18 protein-coding genes are annotated in these 16,223 nt (G+C 37.3%); 11 read left to right on the top strand and 7 right to left on the bottom strand.

Annotated features, from left to right (window positions below; translation table 11 throughout):
• The first annotated feature begins 38 nt into the window (after nt 1–38).
• Complete coding sequence (locus tag MSBR3_RS06940) at nt 39–536, top strand: GNAT family N-acetyltransferase (RefSeq protein WP_048107278.1); 498 nt, start codon at nt 39–41, stop codon at nt 534–536.
• A 353-nt stretch (nt 537–889) separates the two neighbouring features.
• Here the strand turns inward: MSBR3_RS06940 and MSBR3_RS06930 are convergent, their stop codons facing one another.
• The 5 genes from MSBR3_RS06930 to MSBR3_RS06920 form a co-directional block, all read right to left on the bottom strand.
• Complete coding sequence (locus MSBR3_RS06930; RefSeq protein ID WP_196297026.1) at nt 890–1,438, bottom strand: DUF1648 domain-containing protein; 549 nt, start codon at nt 1,436–1,438, stop codon at nt 890–892.
• Nucleotides 1,439–1,831: 393 nt separating this feature from the next.
• Nucleotides 1,832–2,320 (bottom strand): C40 family peptidase, encoded by a 489-nt coding sequence (locus MSBR3_RS06925; protein WP_048107275.1) that lies wholly within the window; start codon nt 2,318–2,320, stop codon nt 1,832–1,834.
• A 369-nt stretch (nt 2,321–2,689) separates the two neighbouring features.
• A complete protein-coding gene (locus MSBR3_RS20635) occupies nt 2,690–2,896 on the bottom strand; it encodes a hypothetical protein (RefSeq protein WP_196297025.1) in 207 nt (68 codons plus the stop codon).
• Nucleotides 2,897–2,934: 38 nt separating this feature from the next.
• Nucleotides 2,935–3,096 (bottom strand): hypothetical protein, encoded by a 162-nt coding sequence (locus MSBR3_RS20145; RefSeq protein ID WP_155396748.1) that lies wholly within the window; start codon nt 3,094–3,096, stop codon nt 2,935–2,937.
• 197 nt (nt 3,097–3,293) lie between these two features.
• Nucleotides 3,294–3,983, bottom strand: coding sequence for a 4Fe-4S binding protein (locus MSBR3_RS06920; RefSeq protein ID WP_048107274.1), 690 nt, complete (start codon nt 3,981–3,983; stop codon nt 3,294–3,296).
• Nucleotides 3,984–4,839: 856 nt separating this feature from the next.
• On the opposite strand from MSBR3_RS06920, the gene cbiQ reads away from it, so the two are divergent.
• The 4 genes from cbiQ to MSBR3_RS06900 all read left to right on the top strand — a co-directional run bounded on the left by cbiQ (nt 4,840) and on the right by MSBR3_RS06900 (nt 7,926).
• Complete coding sequence (gene cbiQ / locus MSBR3_RS06915; RefSeq protein WP_329956824.1) at nt 4,840–5,730, top strand: cobalt ECF transporter T component CbiQ; 891 nt, start codon at nt 4,840–4,842, stop codon at nt 5,728–5,730.
• A gap of 11 nt (nt 5,731–5,741) precedes the next feature.
• Nucleotides 5,742–6,605, top strand: coding sequence for an energy-coupling factor ABC transporter ATP-binding protein (locus MSBR3_RS06910; RefSeq protein WP_048107273.1), 864 nt, complete (start codon nt 5,742–5,744; stop codon nt 6,603–6,605).
• A gap of 402 nt (nt 6,606–7,007) precedes the next feature.
• Entirely contained in the window at nt 7,008–7,667 is a 660-nt protein-coding gene (locus MSBR3_RS06905) for an energy-coupling factor ABC transporter permease (protein ID WP_048107272.1), read from the top strand.
• The gene (locus MSBR3_RS06900; protein ID WP_048107271.1) at nt 7,660–7,926 is read left to right on the top strand and encodes a hypothetical protein; all 267 of its coding nucleotides are present in this window, start codon (nt 7,660–7,662) and stop codon (nt 7,924–7,926) included. Before MSBR3_RS06905 ends, MSBR3_RS06900 begins: the two co-directional genes overlap by 8 nt.
• A 75-nt stretch (nt 7,927–8,001) precedes the next feature.
• Here MSBR3_RS06900 and MSBR3_RS06895 read toward each other — a convergent pair whose 3' ends face one another.
• Complete coding sequence (locus tag MSBR3_RS06895) at nt 8,002–8,172, bottom strand: hypothetical protein (protein WP_196297024.1); 171 nt, start codon at nt 8,170–8,172, stop codon at nt 8,002–8,004.
• 262 nt (nt 8,173–8,434) lie between these two features.
• Between MSBR3_RS06895 and MSBR3_RS06890 the strand changes: the two genes are divergently transcribed.
• Nucleotides 8,435–11,566: a PKD domain-containing protein gene (locus MSBR3_RS06890; protein WP_048107269.1), complete on the top strand. Its 3,132-nt coding sequence runs from the start codon at nt 8,435–8,437 to the stop codon at nt 11,564–11,566.
• 108 nt (nt 11,567–11,674) lie between these two features.
• Nucleotides 11,675–13,138 carry a WD40 repeat domain-containing protein gene (locus MSBR3_RS06885; RefSeq protein ID WP_048107268.1) on the top strand — a complete coding sequence of 488 codons (1,464 nt, stop codon included), beginning with the start codon at nt 11,675–11,677 and terminating at the stop codon, nt 13,136–13,138.
• Between the two features lie 699 nt (nt 13,139–13,837).
• Here the strand turns inward: MSBR3_RS06885 and MSBR3_RS06880 are convergent.
• A complete protein-coding gene (locus MSBR3_RS06880; RefSeq protein ID WP_048107267.1) occupies nt 13,838–14,485 on the bottom strand; it encodes a TatD family nuclease-associated radical SAM protein in 648 nt (215 codons plus the stop codon).
• Nucleotides 14,486–14,793: 308 nt separating this feature from the next.
• On the opposite strand from MSBR3_RS06880, the gene rpl7ae reads away from it, so the two are divergent.
• The 4 genes from rpl7ae to ndk are packed head-to-tail and all read left to right on the top strand — an operon-like array spanning nt 14,794 to nt 16,101.
• A complete protein-coding gene (gene rpl7ae / locus MSBR3_RS06875; protein WP_048107266.1) occupies nt 14,794–15,156 on the top strand; it encodes a 50S ribosomal protein L7Ae in 363 nt (120 codons plus the stop codon).
• A 24-nt stretch (nt 15,157–15,180) separates the two neighbouring features.
• Nucleotides 15,181–15,402, top strand: coding sequence for a 30S ribosomal protein S28e (locus tag MSBR3_RS06870; RefSeq protein WP_048107265.1), 222 nt, complete (start codon nt 15,181–15,183; stop codon nt 15,400–15,402).
• 15 nt (nt 15,403–15,417) lie between these two features.
• Nucleotides 15,418–15,606 (top strand): 50S ribosomal protein L24e, encoded by a 189-nt coding sequence (locus tag MSBR3_RS06865; protein WP_048107264.1) that lies wholly within the window; start codon nt 15,418–15,420, stop codon nt 15,604–15,606.
• A 45-nt stretch (nt 15,607–15,651) separates the two neighbouring features.
• Nucleotides 15,652–16,101 carry a nucleoside-diphosphate kinase gene (gene ndk, locus MSBR3_RS06860; RefSeq protein ID WP_048107263.1) on the top strand — a complete coding sequence of 150 codons (450 nt, stop codon included), beginning with the start codon at nt 15,652–15,654 and terminating at the stop codon, nt 16,099–16,101.
• Nucleotides 16,102–16,223: the final 122 nt, after the last annotated feature.

The raw sequence follows: 16,223 nt of genomic DNA, 5'->3' as shown, positions 1-16,223 counted from the left end.
TGTTTCTTCGGTATTTATCTTTGCAGGAAGTTGTCAAAATGGATTTTGAATTGAGAAAGTGGAAAAAAACAGATACTGAAAACTTTTTCAAGTATTCTCATAATACAAAAATTGCAAAAAATATGAGGGATTCTTTTCCCTCTACTTTAGATGACTGCAGAAAAACTGTAGAAAGCTTTAGCTTTAACGATGAAACACAACAATGCTGCAGGGCAATTGTTGTGAACGGAGAAGCTGCAGGATGTATTGCATTATTCCTTAAAAGCGATGTTTATTGTAAGAATGCAGAAATTGCATACTGGCTTGGCGAACCTTTTTGGGGCAAAGGAATAATGAGCGAAGCAATAAAACAGCTTTGTCGGACAGCTTTTGAACAGTACGACATTGTCCGGATATTTGCAGAGCCTTATGCACAAAATATCGGCTCAAGAAAAGCTCTTGAAAAAGCCGGATTTATTTTTGAGGGCATAATGAAGAAGGGTGTCTATAAAAACGGTAATTTCTTTGATTATTTCATGTATGCTCTTGTGAAATAACATATGACTTATCATTCAACACCCAACTTTGGCTTTTGAGAAAGAAAGGGGTAGGGTATTCAATAATCTTACAAGTATACTTTTTAATATATTCTAAAAGACAATCAATTATCATACTAGCCTTAAAGAGGGCTATTAAAGAAATGTCAACAGAAGCCATAGCTGGTGTATTGGAAATTCAACCAGCTATAGTTAGTAACCGGTTGGGAACAAGAGAGATTATTAGCTATCTAGAGGGCCTATTCCGGAAAGTTTATTCCAGAAAGCCTATCTCAGAAGATAAAAAGTTTCTTTTTTGTTTCTTTTTTATTATTAATCAACAACTCAAGTGACCTTAGAAGGAATTAGTATGCTCAGAATTCACGGTTATACTTTTTTTCATTTCCTAATCGAATGATCCGTACGATGAAGAAAACTAGTGTGCCAAATATAATTATCATAAGAATGGGTAAAAAAGTAATTGACAAAGGTTGTGCAGTTACGGTATGATAATTCAGGTAAAAGAATATAGTCAACATCTCAACTTTCAAGAATATAATTAGGTTCTTTGTACTGAGGTACACTGCTTCTTTGTTCTTATCTGTTATTTGAACGGGAACATTCCAAATCTGTGGGAAAAAAGATACTACAGTCATGAAACTATAAAGCAAAATACTTATGGCTGGTAAAATAAGGGTTTGATATTTACTTCCCCAGCTATCGATTTCACCCAGTGCATTATAATGCATAGGAACTTGTTGAGGAATTTGGTCCCACTGAATGTAAATAAAAGTTACCATACCTACTAAAAGTAGAAGCCCTATAATTTCCAAGGCAAGTTGGAGTTTAGTATACTTCAATTTCATAGTAAGATTCTCCTCTGAAGTAAAACACAAACTTTTACTACTTGCATTATTTGTCATATGTAGCATATTTTCAATGATAGTATATCAAAAATTCTATAAACTTTATACGTCAATACATTAATTATAAACACGCTACTTTGAACAACTGTCATGGATTTTTGCTAAAAATCCAGAGGAATTCTAATTTTTTATAGAACCTTTAACATACTGCCCTATTTTATTGTAAAGGAGATGAATTTTTCAATTGTACATAATACATAGGCAGTCCATAACGTTATGTACTTATTATTTACTCTACGAAAAGCTAAAAATGAAATAGGAGACCTTGTTAGAACTCTCCATTCAGTAGGCTTTTTTAAGTTTTTTAAGCTTTTTAGGTCTTTTAAGCTTTTTAGGTCTTTCAAGCTTTTTAGGTCTTTTAAGCTTTTTAGGTCTTTTCACGATAATCTCTTAATTATGAGACCATCTTGCAAAGTACGGCATTCCTTCTTTATACACACCAGTGATATTTTCTGTGGTAACATTTTCAGTATCAAATGATGGGTCTATAAACTGATTGTTTCCTATGTATATTCCTACATGGGTGGCAAGCCAATACATTTTGCCGTTCTGGCTGACGTCCTTTTGCCAGAGGATTATGTCTCCGGGAGCTGGAGAGGTTGTATTAACATAATTCGTATTGTTTTTCATCTCAGGTACTTTCAGGAAAAAGATGTCTTTAGCACCTACCTGGTTGTATACTTGATATACCAGGTGAGAGCAGTCAATAGCACTTGTGTTATTGGCTCCGTGTACGAACTCAACTCCTAGCCAACCTTTTGCGGCTTCTACTGTTGCGTTTTCGGAAGTTCCTATAGGAGCTGCTGCCCCAAGGGGTATGAATGCTACAAAAATAGCCAGAAGTACTGTAGTCGTTAACTTTTGTTTATTTATTTTCATTTTTTCTCATCTATATCGTAATTTTACTGGCCTAATTATTGTTAAGGCTTATTTATTATATATTAAGATAAATTTATTTCCTCTAATTATCTGTACTTAACGACGTTAACATAAATACATAACGGCAGTGTTCTAACTATTGCAAAACCGGAAAATTTGAAAAAATAGTGACATAAAAGGCTTAGTTTTGTAAAAATATATTGCAATCATCTTTAAACTCTAAAATAAATGAGAAAAATTCCGTTTATTGGGTTAAGATAATGGGATGTGTTATTTTGAGAATACTATAGAACTAAAACCTTAGTAATCTAAAAAGAATCTTCAATAACTTTAAAACAGGAACTGGCTAAATCATTTAGCCATATGCCTTTATATATATTCGGACTGCCAAAATTTTGATTTTTTGATGTATTTTTTCAATCTTTCCAGCCATACGCCTTCCATTCCGGACAAATTAGGAGCACGGTCAGCAAATTCTAAGACGATCCCACATATGGAGTATAGATAAGGCAAATAGTACCCTGTGTCATCTTCTTTTCTTTCATATATGACTTCATGAATAGAGATCCGCGACATTTTCGCCGAACGTGATAACTAAATTTTCATATTTTGCGTCAGTGTCTTCTACGTGTCGTGAAGTAGTACAGCCGTTTGTAATTTAAAGCCATCAGGGAATTTATTTTAATGATTTCATAGACCTGCCAGCAGTAGACCATAAAATAGTCGTTTCCTGCATAATCAAGTTGTTCAGCATTTGCTTTTGCACCAGATTCCATTGCTTACCTAACTGAACTTCAATTTGTGTTAATGCTTTCTGCGTCACTTGATTTTAAGTGACTTGGACAGTGCGTTAGTTTAAGCTTCCGAATTATTTATCGTCTGCTGTCACTTAAAGCCTGCCCTTAAATATTCAACTTTTCTAAATCTTTTAAGTTTATTGTCACTAAAAATTCGTTAGTAAAACACAGCAAGTTTACTGTGGGCAAACTTTAACACAGAGCCCACAACGAAGCCCTCCCAGTACATTAAACATATACTGTGCACACTTTTGCCTGTCAATTTCTCCATCCCGGGAGATAGCACCAGCAGGGCATATTTCAATGCATTTCAGGCATTTGCTGCATTTCTCGTTAATAAACGGTAGTAAAGTATCCTTTTCTCCTTTTTCTAGCGGAGCATTGGTCAGTATTGCGGTCATTCGAACTCTGGGACCGTAGTCTTTTGTAATAAGAAGATGATTCATGCCGAAGTTTCCCAGTCCTGCATGATATGCAGCATATTTGATGGACAGGTTTGCCTTAAGTGTCTCGCGGTTAGCATACCAGTATCCGAATTCACTTCCTTCTGTAGGCACAATAGTTGCTCTGTATCCTTCTTTTTCAATAAGTTTTGCAATTTGAAAAGCGACTATTCGAAGGGTTGCAGTTGCTGCCATAAGAGTGTTGGTATACTCGGCCCTTCCTTCTGGAAGAGTCTCGAAAGCTCCTCTCGGTACGCCAACTCCCAGGATTATAACTGACCGAACACTTGCCATCACATCCTGAGGTTTATTTCCTGTATATTCCGAGTTTTCAAAGCAAGCTGCATCTGCAATTCCAATAAAATCCGCGTTCATTTTAAAAGCAGTATTTTCTATCTTTTTTGTAAGGATAATCTCCCTCATACTTATCTCCTGTTAAACTTAAATTTGGGTTAAATCCGGGTTTACTTTGTTCTCTTTTCCTGGTTATAACTTTTAAGGTTCAATTTTTATTTGCTTGTCTTAAGGTTTAATTTCTATTTGCTTGTTTAAGGTTTAATTTCTATTTGCTTGTCAAGTTTTCCTATTTACAGGTTCAGGTTTTATGTAGAATGAAAGAGACATTTAAAAACAAGGAAACAGTTAATATATAATTTATTAATTTCATCTGTATGTTAATAAATGTCTTCGTAACAAGCTAACAGTCGGCTTAAAGTTTTCTTATTCTAAGACTGAGAGTCTATGTGAAATTTCCGTGGGGTGGTTTTGAAAGTTAATGAAAATGGAAAAAGTAGTTTGTAGAGATTTTAAAAATAACTAAGCTTCTTATAATTAACCTCATTTAGTTTGAATTGGATGTCAATGAATTGAATGTCAATGAATTGAATGTCAATGAATTGAATGTCAATGAATTTTCTTATTTATTGTTTTCAACTACTTAAACAAGTTTAAACTCCTTCTACCAAATTTAAACCTCGTTACTTTGTCAGTAGCTCCAGATTACAAATCTCAAATTAGAGTCTAGAATATAAACTTTTTAAATCCTGTTTATTCACGTATAAGCACTGGAGTACTTAGCTATTATAATTTTTTGGCCATATACCAAATATTTCCCAATATATTTGTGTTTCACCCAAAAGATATATCTGCCTGTTAGATGTTAATATCTAGAAATCAGGAGATCAAAAATGAGAAAAAACAGTTTTGAGTTTAACCGTGTCTGTTTTCTGGAACGCGAAGAATTGAATATTATATTTTTAAATTTGGCGTTCAAGCAGGTATGAAAAATAGTTTTCTTGCTTATTACTTTGATTTCTGTAAACAAAATTTGATTCAAAATTGCGGATTATATATGAATAACTCACAGGCTTCCGGTCATATCCCTGATCTTGATCTTATTACTTACTATAGTGAGAACTCTTACTCTTTTCTTTCTAGGGCCAGTCCCTGGATAAAACTAATTGGGCTTATTGCCATCATCTTAATTTTAACTATTGTTAAAAGTGTTGAAGTACTGGTGGCTCTGTATGCTCTTTTACTTCTTTTATATTGGCATATTGGACTGCCAATAAGAAAGCTATTTGACTGGTGTCTCTTACCTGTTTTGTTTGTTTTATCTTTAGTTATCTTATTGATGTGGAACGAAACCGGTGTACCACTGTTTTCCCTCAAATTCTTCTGGTTTTCCTTGACTTTAACGGATAATGGGTTATTGCTAGTGGTTAGGCTTTTGCTAAAAGCTCTTATATCAATGACATCTTCCCTTCTGTTTCTCATGACGACTAAATACGCTTATCTTTCAGTTCTGATTTACAGGATCTTTCCATTTCCCATAGATCAGATATTTTTGATGTCCTACAGGTTTCTTTTCATAACATTGGACATGGTTGATTCTATGATAAGGGCTTTTAAGTCGAGAGGTGGAGGTTTAATTAAAAACGTAGTCAGGCAAAGCCAGATCTTTGCGGAGATCTTTGCGCTTGTTTTTATTCGATCTTATGATCAGGCGGAAAGGGTGAACAAAGCTATGGAGTCTCGGGGATATGATGGAACATACACTACATCAACAGAAGTTCCTCAAATGAAACCTATAGACTATGCTGTTTTGTTGGTGTTTTTATTCGTAGTAACTTATCTGCTACTGTTTCATAATTCATCAATTTCGAGGTGAATGACTAATTTATGAAAAAACATATTGATCCAGTACAAAACCATGCTTTTTCAGAGCCTCATGAGTTAATACACATAGACTGTGCAAGTCATGTCTACCCAGATGGCAGCATTGGAATTCATGATTTGTGTTTCAGGGTTAAAGAGAATGAGATCGTTGCCTTATGCGGGGCAAACGGCTCAGGCAAATCGACCCTTTTGGAGCACCTGAACGGCCTGCTTTTGCCGTCAAAAGGTAACATATATGTCATGGGTCAAAAGACAGACTCTACAACAAAAAAAGATCTGTGGAAACACGTGGGAATAGTGTTTCAGAAATCGGATGATCAGCTTTTTGCTCCAACTGTCCTCGATGACGTTATGTTCGGCCCACTCAATTTAGGTATGAACAGAGGTGAAGCCTGGAACGCAGCAATGGAAGCTTTAAGGGCTGTAGGAGCTGAGAAGTTTATAAACAAAATTCCTAATTATCTTAGTGGTGGGCAGAAACGTTTAGTCTCCATAGCTGGTATCCTTGCCATGAAACCAAAAATAATTGCTCTTGATGAACCAACTTCAGATCTGGACCCAAAGCATGCCGAAATCATTGAAAACATAATCTGTGAATTAAAAGAAAAGCACGGCATTAGTATCGTCCTGGCTACACACGATCTCGACCTTGCTGCACGTATAGCTGATAGGGTCTGTATTGTTAAAGGAGGATCTGTAATTGCGGAAGGCAGGCCCTCAGACATCTTTTACAATATTGATTTGCTTGAAGATGCAGGGCTGAAGGAACCTATAATTGCACAGGTGTATGAAGCTCTCTGCGAGTTTAAGAAAATAGAGGTAAAAAGAAGGCCTGTGACTGTGGAAGAGCTGGTTAAATCCCTCTAACCTGAGAACAAATATAAACAGTGTCTAAAGAGCTCTAACATGTAGCACCTAAAAAGTTGTAGCATATAGCACTAAAAGCTATAACATGCATCATCTAAAAAGCTATAACATGCATCATCTAAAAAGTTGTAATAAGCATCATCTAAAAAGTTGTAACATGCGTCATCTAAAAAGTTGTAACACGCATCATCTAAAGAGCTCTAACGAACTAGTTTGAGTTCTATTTTCCTCAATTTGATTTATTACTTTCTAGCTAACTTGCAAAATTAAAATTTGGCATAATACCAAATTATTTGGTATTATGCCAAAAATTACAAAATTGATAAATCCAACAAATTAGTGTTACTGAAACCTGTTTAAAATCTGCATAGATAAAAAACAAATATTATAGGAAGTTCTCAAATGGCTCACATACATTTAGAAGACGGTGCTTTTTCCTTCCAATGGATTTCTATATGGTGGATTCTCGCTATAATTGTAGTCTGCCTTTGTATGTATTGGATGAAAAATGTGAAGAAAAGCAATGACAATAAAGTGTTAACTATTGCAGGGATGTGCACTGCTGCTTCATTTGCAATCTTTCAGGTAAATATCCCCTTGTTTGGTGGAGTTCACATGAATCTAACGCCTCTTATAGGTATTCTGGGAGGTCCGGCAGTAGGAGGGATAATTGTGTTCATAGTGAATATATTATCTGCAGCAATAGGACATGGTGGATGGGGGATGATCGGAGCGAACACTCTAGTCAATATAACTGAAGTTTCGGTTGCCTACTTTACATATCGCGGACTTATCAAAGCCAAATTAAGCTTGTTTTCGAGAGCCGGTATCGCTACTTTGGCAGGACTTTTGCTTGGTAACGTAATCATGATAGTCATAATATTGATCTCAGGTATCCAGGGAGTAACGCAGAGTCGTATGGATATTCTCTATGGGCTCTCTCTCCTGGCAGGAGTCAATATGGGAGTTGCTGTGATAGAGGCTGTGCTTACTGGATATGTAGTATCTTACATACGAAAAGTCAGACCAGATATGCTTTCGGAGGCTGAGCCACTTGTATGAAATAGATCGAAAGAAAAGTATGCTCTTATTTGGGTTATTGGTTTTGGCTGTTGCAGGATTAAGCTTGATTGCCTACCATATCTCAGGCCATATGGGCATAGAAGAAAGGTTTAATAGTGCTGTTGGGATTGAATCGGGTCCAGAGGAAGAAGAATCTTCAGGAATATTTGGATTTAATATTGAGGGCAACCCGTTATATTATGCGGTTATTCTTGTCGTCCTGATAATCTTATGTCTGATTATTTACATTAAAAAGTAGAAAAATTATCTGTAATTGTTACAACTTAACCTTATGACCTTTTGGCTAAGCGTTAACTGAAAATAGCCTATAAATTTATCTCTTGTTTTCCTGGATGGGAAGGTTTGAGAGATCTACTTTAAAAATGCCTTGCTCTAAACTTCCTATCTCTCTTATTTTTTCAGTCGCAATTAGATAACTATATCTGCCTTTATGTTTAGCTTCTTTACAGGGTACTGCAAAAACCCATACCTGATTATTTATCATAAACCTTGAAACTCCTAATGCTTTTATGTTTACTTTTTCAATTTTTTGATTATTATATAAAAGCACAAATTCAGAAAAGAGGTTTTACAGTTCCCATACGTATATTCAATGAACCTGTTTGAATCCCGAATTTTGTTTACTTCTGGTCAGTATCTTACTGGAAATCAAATAACATTAAAACAGATTAAAACTGACAAAATTCTGGCTGCTCTCAAAACATAACTGAAATGAGTTTTAACAGGTTCGATGGGAGTGGTAGTTAATGGGAGCACGCAGAACAATCTTTTTAGTGACCATTCTATTTATAGCAGGAGCAATAACAGACACGATTTGTGGTCATGCGTCGGCAAAGGAAATTACTGTAGATGATGATTCTGAAGCAGATTTCAGATCTATTCAGGAAGCAGTAACTAATTCGTATTCTGGAGATGTAATTTTAGTTTGTCCAGGAAATTATAACGAAAGTGTGGGTGTAACAAAGGAAAATATAAGTATCCTTTCTGAATCTCAAGATCCTGAGAACACTCTTGTTCGGTCATTTAAAATGGGTGCAAACAATACTACTATAAGTGGGTTTAGTATACAGGAAGGTTTAATTTTACGGAAATATATGCCTACTGGTGCCTTTGCTGGTTATAGTTATCAGGACCCCATTGAAAACTGTACTGTTAAAAATAACATTTTGAAACTTGGCATTGATGCTAAGGTGTGTCACAGCTTCATGGTTGAGAAGAACGTGATTCTAAGCTCAGGTGTCCGTATATCTGCGCCTGATGACGCCGTGATTTCTAATCTTAGAATTTCCGACAATCTAATTGTTGACGGAAGTATTGATGTTTATCGAGGACTAAATAATTCTGTTTTGCTTAATAATACTATTTTAAAGGGTTGCATAGATTTGGTTCAATGCAATGGCTACAAAATTCTCGAGAATTATGTTTCAAATGATCCAAACGCTGGCTCGGGGGGTATGGGAATTGCCCTTTATGACTCTGATTCTGGTGAAATAGAAAACAATAAGATTGTGAATTGTAGCACAGGCATGCATATAATGTCAGGTTCTTGTGTAATTAATAATAATACTCTAACTGATAATGGCCAAGGAATTATGGTTGGAGCATCGCTAAGTGGGCACTCTTTTTCAAATAATACAATCTTAAACAGCAATATAGGGATATTCTTAAGCGGTCCAGCTTATGTAGGAAACTTAGCAGGAGGAGACTCACTTTTAAATGGAGGAAACTCACTTTTAAACAATACTATTTCAAACAACAATATAGGCATATTTTTTGAATGCGATTCTTCAGGCAATCTGGTAGCCAGTAACAGGGTGGAACTAAACAATCAATATGGAGTCTGTGTCGGAGATGTCAGCTATGAGGTTCCATATAATGGAACCAATTGGTTTTATAATAACATATTTAATAATACTGTCAATTTCTTTAACGATGAAAGCAGCGACAAAAGCAACTATTATACTGCAAAGACAATAAACAATAAAACCGGAATATTTTTCGCTACCTGGAATATCACAAAAGTCTCAGGTACTAATGTTGTATGCGGTCCTTACCTTGGTGGTAATTACTGGGCAAAACCTGATGGAACTGGATTTTCCCAGAACTGCGTAGATTCGGATGAAGATGGAATTGGAGATTTACCCTATAAAATTAATGAGAATTATACGGACTATCTCCCGCTCGTATCTGTATCAACATCGCAGGAATCAATAATTCCCATTGCAAACTTCAGTACAAATATAACACAGGATCTTGCCCCAGTTGCTGTCCAGTTTACAGATCTCTCGAAAAATGCAATTTTATGGAAATGGGATTTTGACAGTGATGGAATATCTGACTCCACAAACCAAAATCCAGCTTATACATACACGACTCCGGGAACTTATATTATCAATTTAACCGTGAGTAACGGAAAAGACAAGTCATCAAAAAATATGGAAATAATTTTACGGGAAGCTGAAGTTCCTCCGTTAGCAGACTTCAAAACTAATGCCACAGCTGGTCAGGTTCCTCTTTCAGTTCAATTTACACAACTCTCGGAAAACGCAACATCATGGGTATGGGATTTCAACAATGATGGAACTGCTGATTCTATAGAAAAAAATCCGGTTTATGTATATGCTTATCCTGGAACCTATACTGTTAACCTGACAGTAGATAATATAAAGGGCACTTCCTCAAAATCGTCTATTGTAACAGTATCTCCTGCGCAACGCATAGATGGGGAGCTTATTCTCACCGAATATCTGATTACAACAAACAAATCAATCACGGGTGGCCCTGATATCTACAATGACTGGATAGTATGGCAGGATAACCGCAATGGAAACTGGGATATCTATATGTATGATCTCAACACTCGCAAGGAAATGAAAATAATCACCGGTGAAACTAGTCAGTACGATCTTGATATTGGCAGTGGCAATATAGTGTGGAATAATCTGCGTAATGGAAATCAAAATAAGATCTACGTATACAATGTCTCCGCTTCTAAGGAAACTCAGATAACCACTAACAAATCAGATAAGTGGCTTCCTGCTATCTATAAGGATAAGGCTGCATGGATTGATTTCCGCAATGGAAAATCCGATGTATACATGTATAATCTTTCTACTTCCAGAGAGATTCAGATTACTACCAGTGAATCCGACCATAAGTATTTTCCTAGTATATACGATGATAGAGTAGTATGGGTAGATGGAGATATTTACATGTACAATCTGTCTACTTCCAAAGAGACACAGATAACTTCCACTGAATCATGGAAGCAGAAGCCTGTAATTCACGGGAACAGAATTGTATGGCAGGATGAACACAATGGGAATTTCGATATCCACATGTATGATCTTTCCACTAAAAAGGAAACTCAAATCGCTAGCGGACGTGTAGGCTGGCCTGTCATTTATGGTAACAGAATAGTATATACCGATACTCGCAATTGGAAAACTGATATCTATATGTACGATCTCCCCACTGGAAAGGAGACTCAGATCACTACCAGCGGATCAGCGTCGGGTCGTGCAATCTACGGGGACAGGATTGTATGGGCAGATTCTCGCAATGGACTTGAAAACTCGGATATCTACATGTGCACTATTTCGAAGAAGGAATCAGAATCAAAGAAACCAGTTGCAGACTTTTCTGGATTCCCTAATTCTGGAACAGCCCCGTTAAAAGTACTGTTTACTGACAATAGTACAGGTGCACCGACTTCCTGGCTGTGGGACTTTGGGGACGGTATTAATTCAAAGCATGCGATGAATGCTACGCACACTTTCACAAAACCTGGAACTTATAACGTTACTCTAAATGTAACTAATACTGATGGCAGCAGTTCGATAATAAGGCCGGGTTACGTTACTGTAAAAAGTGAGTAACATACTTTATGAATACTGAAAACGGTCATAGCTGAAAGGTAATGGAAATTCTAACACAAAACTCTTGCAAAAAATTCATGTGGAATAAACTCCTAAACTACATTTATTATGAGACAGTCAGCGGGAATATGGTTACTTATAGCACTGGGTCTGCTCTTCGGCCTGTTTGCAGATTCGGGAGCTGCAGACTCTGTTACTCCGGACAACAGTGGGGACGTAAATCTTTCGGAACTCAGAGCTTTTGACCTGCTCTGCAAATGCGAAACAGGATGTATAATTAACACGGTTTCTCTTTCTTCCAGTGGGGGTTATATTGCAATTGGGGACTTTAATCATAATGTTTCTCTTTTTAGTTCCGGGGGGAAGGAACTCTGGAATTATACTACTGGAGATATTGTTTACACCGTATCGATCTCTCCAGATGGGTCTCGTGTAGCTGCAGGAAGTAACGATAAAAAAGTATACTTTTTTAACAGGGAAGGAAAATTACTCTGGAGTTACGAAACTGGGGGTAGCGTGAATTGCGTTGTGGTCTCTTCCGATGGTTCATATGTGGCAGCAGGCAGTGAAGACGGTAAGATTTACTTTTTTAATAATGAAGGCAGGTTATTATGGAGTTTTGATTCAGAAAATTCCGTCCGCAGTATAGCTCTCTCCATAGACGGTACTTACGTTGCAGCCGGAGGTTCCAGTTATTACATTTACCTCTTTGATAAAGAAGGAAATAATATCTGGAAACGAAAGACAGGCAGTGTAATTAATTGTGTGTGCATCACTCCACAGGCCAATTATGTGGCTGCAGGAGGTTCCAATTATAATGTCTATCTCCTTAACCAGAAAGGTGATTTTTCCTGGATACACAATCCTGCTTACTGGATTAGCAGTGTTTCCCTGACAAATAACGGCTCCTATCTAGCAGCAGGAAGTTTTGATGATAAAATCTACCTGTTTAACAATACAGGTACAAAACTCTGGGACTACAAGGCAAAAGAAGACATATACAGCATTGCAATTTCACCGGATGCATCATTCATTGCAGCCGGAAGCTGGGACGATACGCTTTACGTGCTGGATCTGGATGGGAATGAGTTCTGGAACTACAGTTGCGGAGGAAACATTAATAGTTTGTCTGTTTCTCTCGATAGCTCAACCCTTGCTGCAGCGAGTGATGACGGAGCAGCATATCTTTTTGAGCGAAATTCTTCAGTTTTTGCACGGCTCTTTGGAAATGAGTATTTCCTTTCAGGAGAAGGACTCGGACTGCCTTTAAAAGAAGGAATAGTAGTAACGGGAGGTATTGAAAACGTAGTTGAGACTGCTTCAGCTTCCTCAGGTGAAGTATCAGATGATATAAAAAGTGAAAACGATCCGGCTATAGAGAGTTCAGCCTCTGTAGAGAGTTCATCAAGGCTTTCGGGACTTCTTAATTTCTTTAAATATCCCATATTTCTTTTACTGGCAGTTTTTACAGTAGCTATCTACCTGAATAATCGAAAATTTAAAAAAGGAGTCGAGAAAGAAGAAGACCTGGAAGACTTTGAAAACCTTGATGATGAAAAAACACAGGCCTGAAAATCACCAGGATATCCAGAACCATGAGATTTCAGATATATGGATATGGAGGCGTAAACTTCCAGTTTTCTAATATTCAGAGAAGATTACCATACTAAGGAACTTATATCATAGTGTTTTGCAGTAAATTACCACATTCAGGAACTGATATCATAATATTTTGCAGTAATAATGACTCTGTTCCAAAATCCAGTGATGTAATGTAAAGTTCAAAATCACTGGATTTTATAGTTAGTCATAATCCTCATGACTATATTTCTGGGTTAAAGTCTTCAGATGTTGAATATTGATTTTGATGAAAGTCGAACTCTCCTTGCTAATTCAGATTTTCAATCAAGAAATGCAAAAATCATTAGATTTTGGAACAGAGTCATAAAATCTTTTAATATAAATATATTATCATCTTTTTTTATATAAATCAAATAGAAGTATAATTTATCAGTAGAAACATAATTTACTCAATAAGAAACATAATTTACTCAATAAGAAACATAATTTACTCAACAAGAAACATAATTTACTCAATAAGAAACATAATTTACTCAATAAGAAACATAATTCACCCATTATAGTGTTTTCTTTTCTACACTCATATTCTAACTTTTTATTTCTTTTACTTATTCATTTTACTAAAAGTACTCATATTGTAGAAAACACATACTGCTGAATATTTATTAAATATCTTACTTTTAGCAGCTTTCAGATTTCTTTACTTGCAGCTTCGGACAAAGTCCTTATGTGGAAGCCCGAACCAAGCTCATCTGCAAGCTTTTTACATTTTTCCAGGTCAATTTCGGGCACATTAACTACTGTAACCCTTATACTGATTCCTGCCTTCCTTGCTTCCTTAACGAAATCAAGTACTGCAGAATAAGCATTTTCATGAGTCGGTCTGCAGAGCTTATTGTATTTTTCTTCGGACTCGGCATTCAGGCTCACGGAAATAGAGTCTATTCCTGCGGCTTTTAGTTCTAAGACCACATCTCTTCCCGGATTTATCAATGCTGCCTGTCCGTTGGTATCTAACCTGACTCGAATATTCCGGCTCTTCAGCCAGCGTGTTACTGCAAGCACCACGTCGAACCTTAGGGTTGGCTCTCCAAGGCCTGTGAATACGATTTCCCTGTATTTTGAAAGGTTTAGCTCTTCAAGTGCTTCGATAACTTCCTCTGTTGTCGGTTCTCTTGAAAGCCTCAGGTCATATCCATAAACTCCGTCTGCAAAATTACGGATGCAAAAGACACAGTCTGAACTGCAGCGGTTTGTAAGGTTAATATAAAGATTTTTATGAGCTTCATAGTAAATTGTGTCCATAAAAGCAAAATTTCTTACATTCCTTATAACCATGACGTATTAATTCGTTTTTATCCTGGAATTGAAAATAGCCTTATATATAAGAATTTCTTATTACTTTACTTCTGCTTTTGGTTTATGACTCACGTTTTCAAGCAGAAAGTTTATAGGTGATCATGTACTTCTAAGGTTCGATCTGCAGCATTTAGCTAGCAGTATCTATATTTCAACTCATTCACTCTCCGCATTGAAGTCTAATAGTTTCGATTTAATATTTGATTTCAATGTTGACAGATATGTGTTTAAAAAACCTATGATTGATGAAAAATTGCGATACTCGCAATTTCGAAGGAGAATCTTATATGGCACAATTAGCTAAATTCGATGTTCCAGAAGAACTTACAAACAAAGCACTTGAAGCTCTGGAGCTTGCCAGAGATACTGGAAAGATTAAAAAGGGCACCAATGAAGCCACAAAAGCAATCGAAAGAGGCAATGCAAAGCTTGTCCTTATCGCTGAGGATATCGAGCCTGCCGAGATTGTTGCTCACATTGCTCCCCTTTCCGATGAAAAGAAAGCACCTTATATCTTCATTAAAAACCAGAAGGAACTCGGTGCAGCCAGTGGGCTTGGTGTGTCCTGCGCAACTGTCGCAATCGTAGATGCAGGAAAAGCAGCTGAAATGATCCAGGACATTGCCCAGAAGCTTGAAGCCCTTAAATAATCCTGATAACATGAGGTGCTAGTTATGGCTGATGAAAGCACAACCGGCGGCTTTGCTGCTGAAGTTATTGACGTTATCGGGAATACAGGTATGCATGGTGAAGCCAGCCAGATCCAGTGTAGGGTTCTGGAAGGCAGGGATAAGGGCCGTGTTATTACAAGAAACTGCGTGGGCCCGGTCCGTGTAGGCGACATCCTGATGCTTCTTGAGACCTCAAGAGAAGCGAAGAAACTGACCACCAGATAAAAAAGCGGTGAGATAATGGAACAGAGAAAATGCTATTTCTGCGGGAAGATGCTGGAGCCCGGAACCGGTAAGCTCTATGTCAAGAAAGACGGTTCTACCTATTACATGCACTCTTCCAAGTGCATGAACAACTTCAATCTGGGTAGGCTTCCAAGGCGTACCGAATGGACTGAGAAAGGCAAAATCCAGTTGAAGAAAGCATAAGAGTAGAATTGTCAGTTTATTTGTTCGAATTATTAAGGTGTGCATATGGAACAGACATACGTTATGGTAAAGCCTGACGGAGTCCAGCGTGGGCTGGTAGGAGAGATAATTTCCAGAATCGAGAAGCGAGGTCTGAAGCTCGTTGCCCTCAGGATGAATGTTATCAGTGAAGCCACTGCAAAAGAGCATTACAGTGAACATGCAGCCAAGCCTTTCTTCCCAGGCCTTGTCGGATTCATTACGTCTGGCCCTTCAGTTTCAATGGTAGTTGCAGGAAAAGATGCAATTCGGGTTATGAGGGCTATAAACGGGGCTACAAATCCTGTAGATGCGGCTCCCGGAACAATCCGTGGGGACTTTGCTCTGGATGTAGGCAGAAATGTAATTCATGCCTCCGATTCCCCAGAAGCTGCAGCAAGGGAAATTGCAATTCACTTTAAGGACTCCGAAATCGGGAACTATTCCAGGATCGACGAGGTCTGTCTGTACGAATAAAGCAGGTATATCAAAGCCTTTTCGTGTTTCTGGAACCTCAGGGCACGATTCCAGGCCTTTGTTTACCGGTACCTGCAATGTGGGTCCGTCAGGGTAAACCCGGACCCTTCTGGACCTGCAGC

The organism is Methanosarcina barkeri 3 (genome assembly GCF_000970305.1).
GTDB lineage: Archaea > Halobacteriota > Methanosarcinia > Methanosarcinales > Methanosarcinaceae > Methanosarcina > Methanosarcina barkeri_A.
This window is presented reverse-complemented; position numbering and strand designations above follow the sequence as displayed.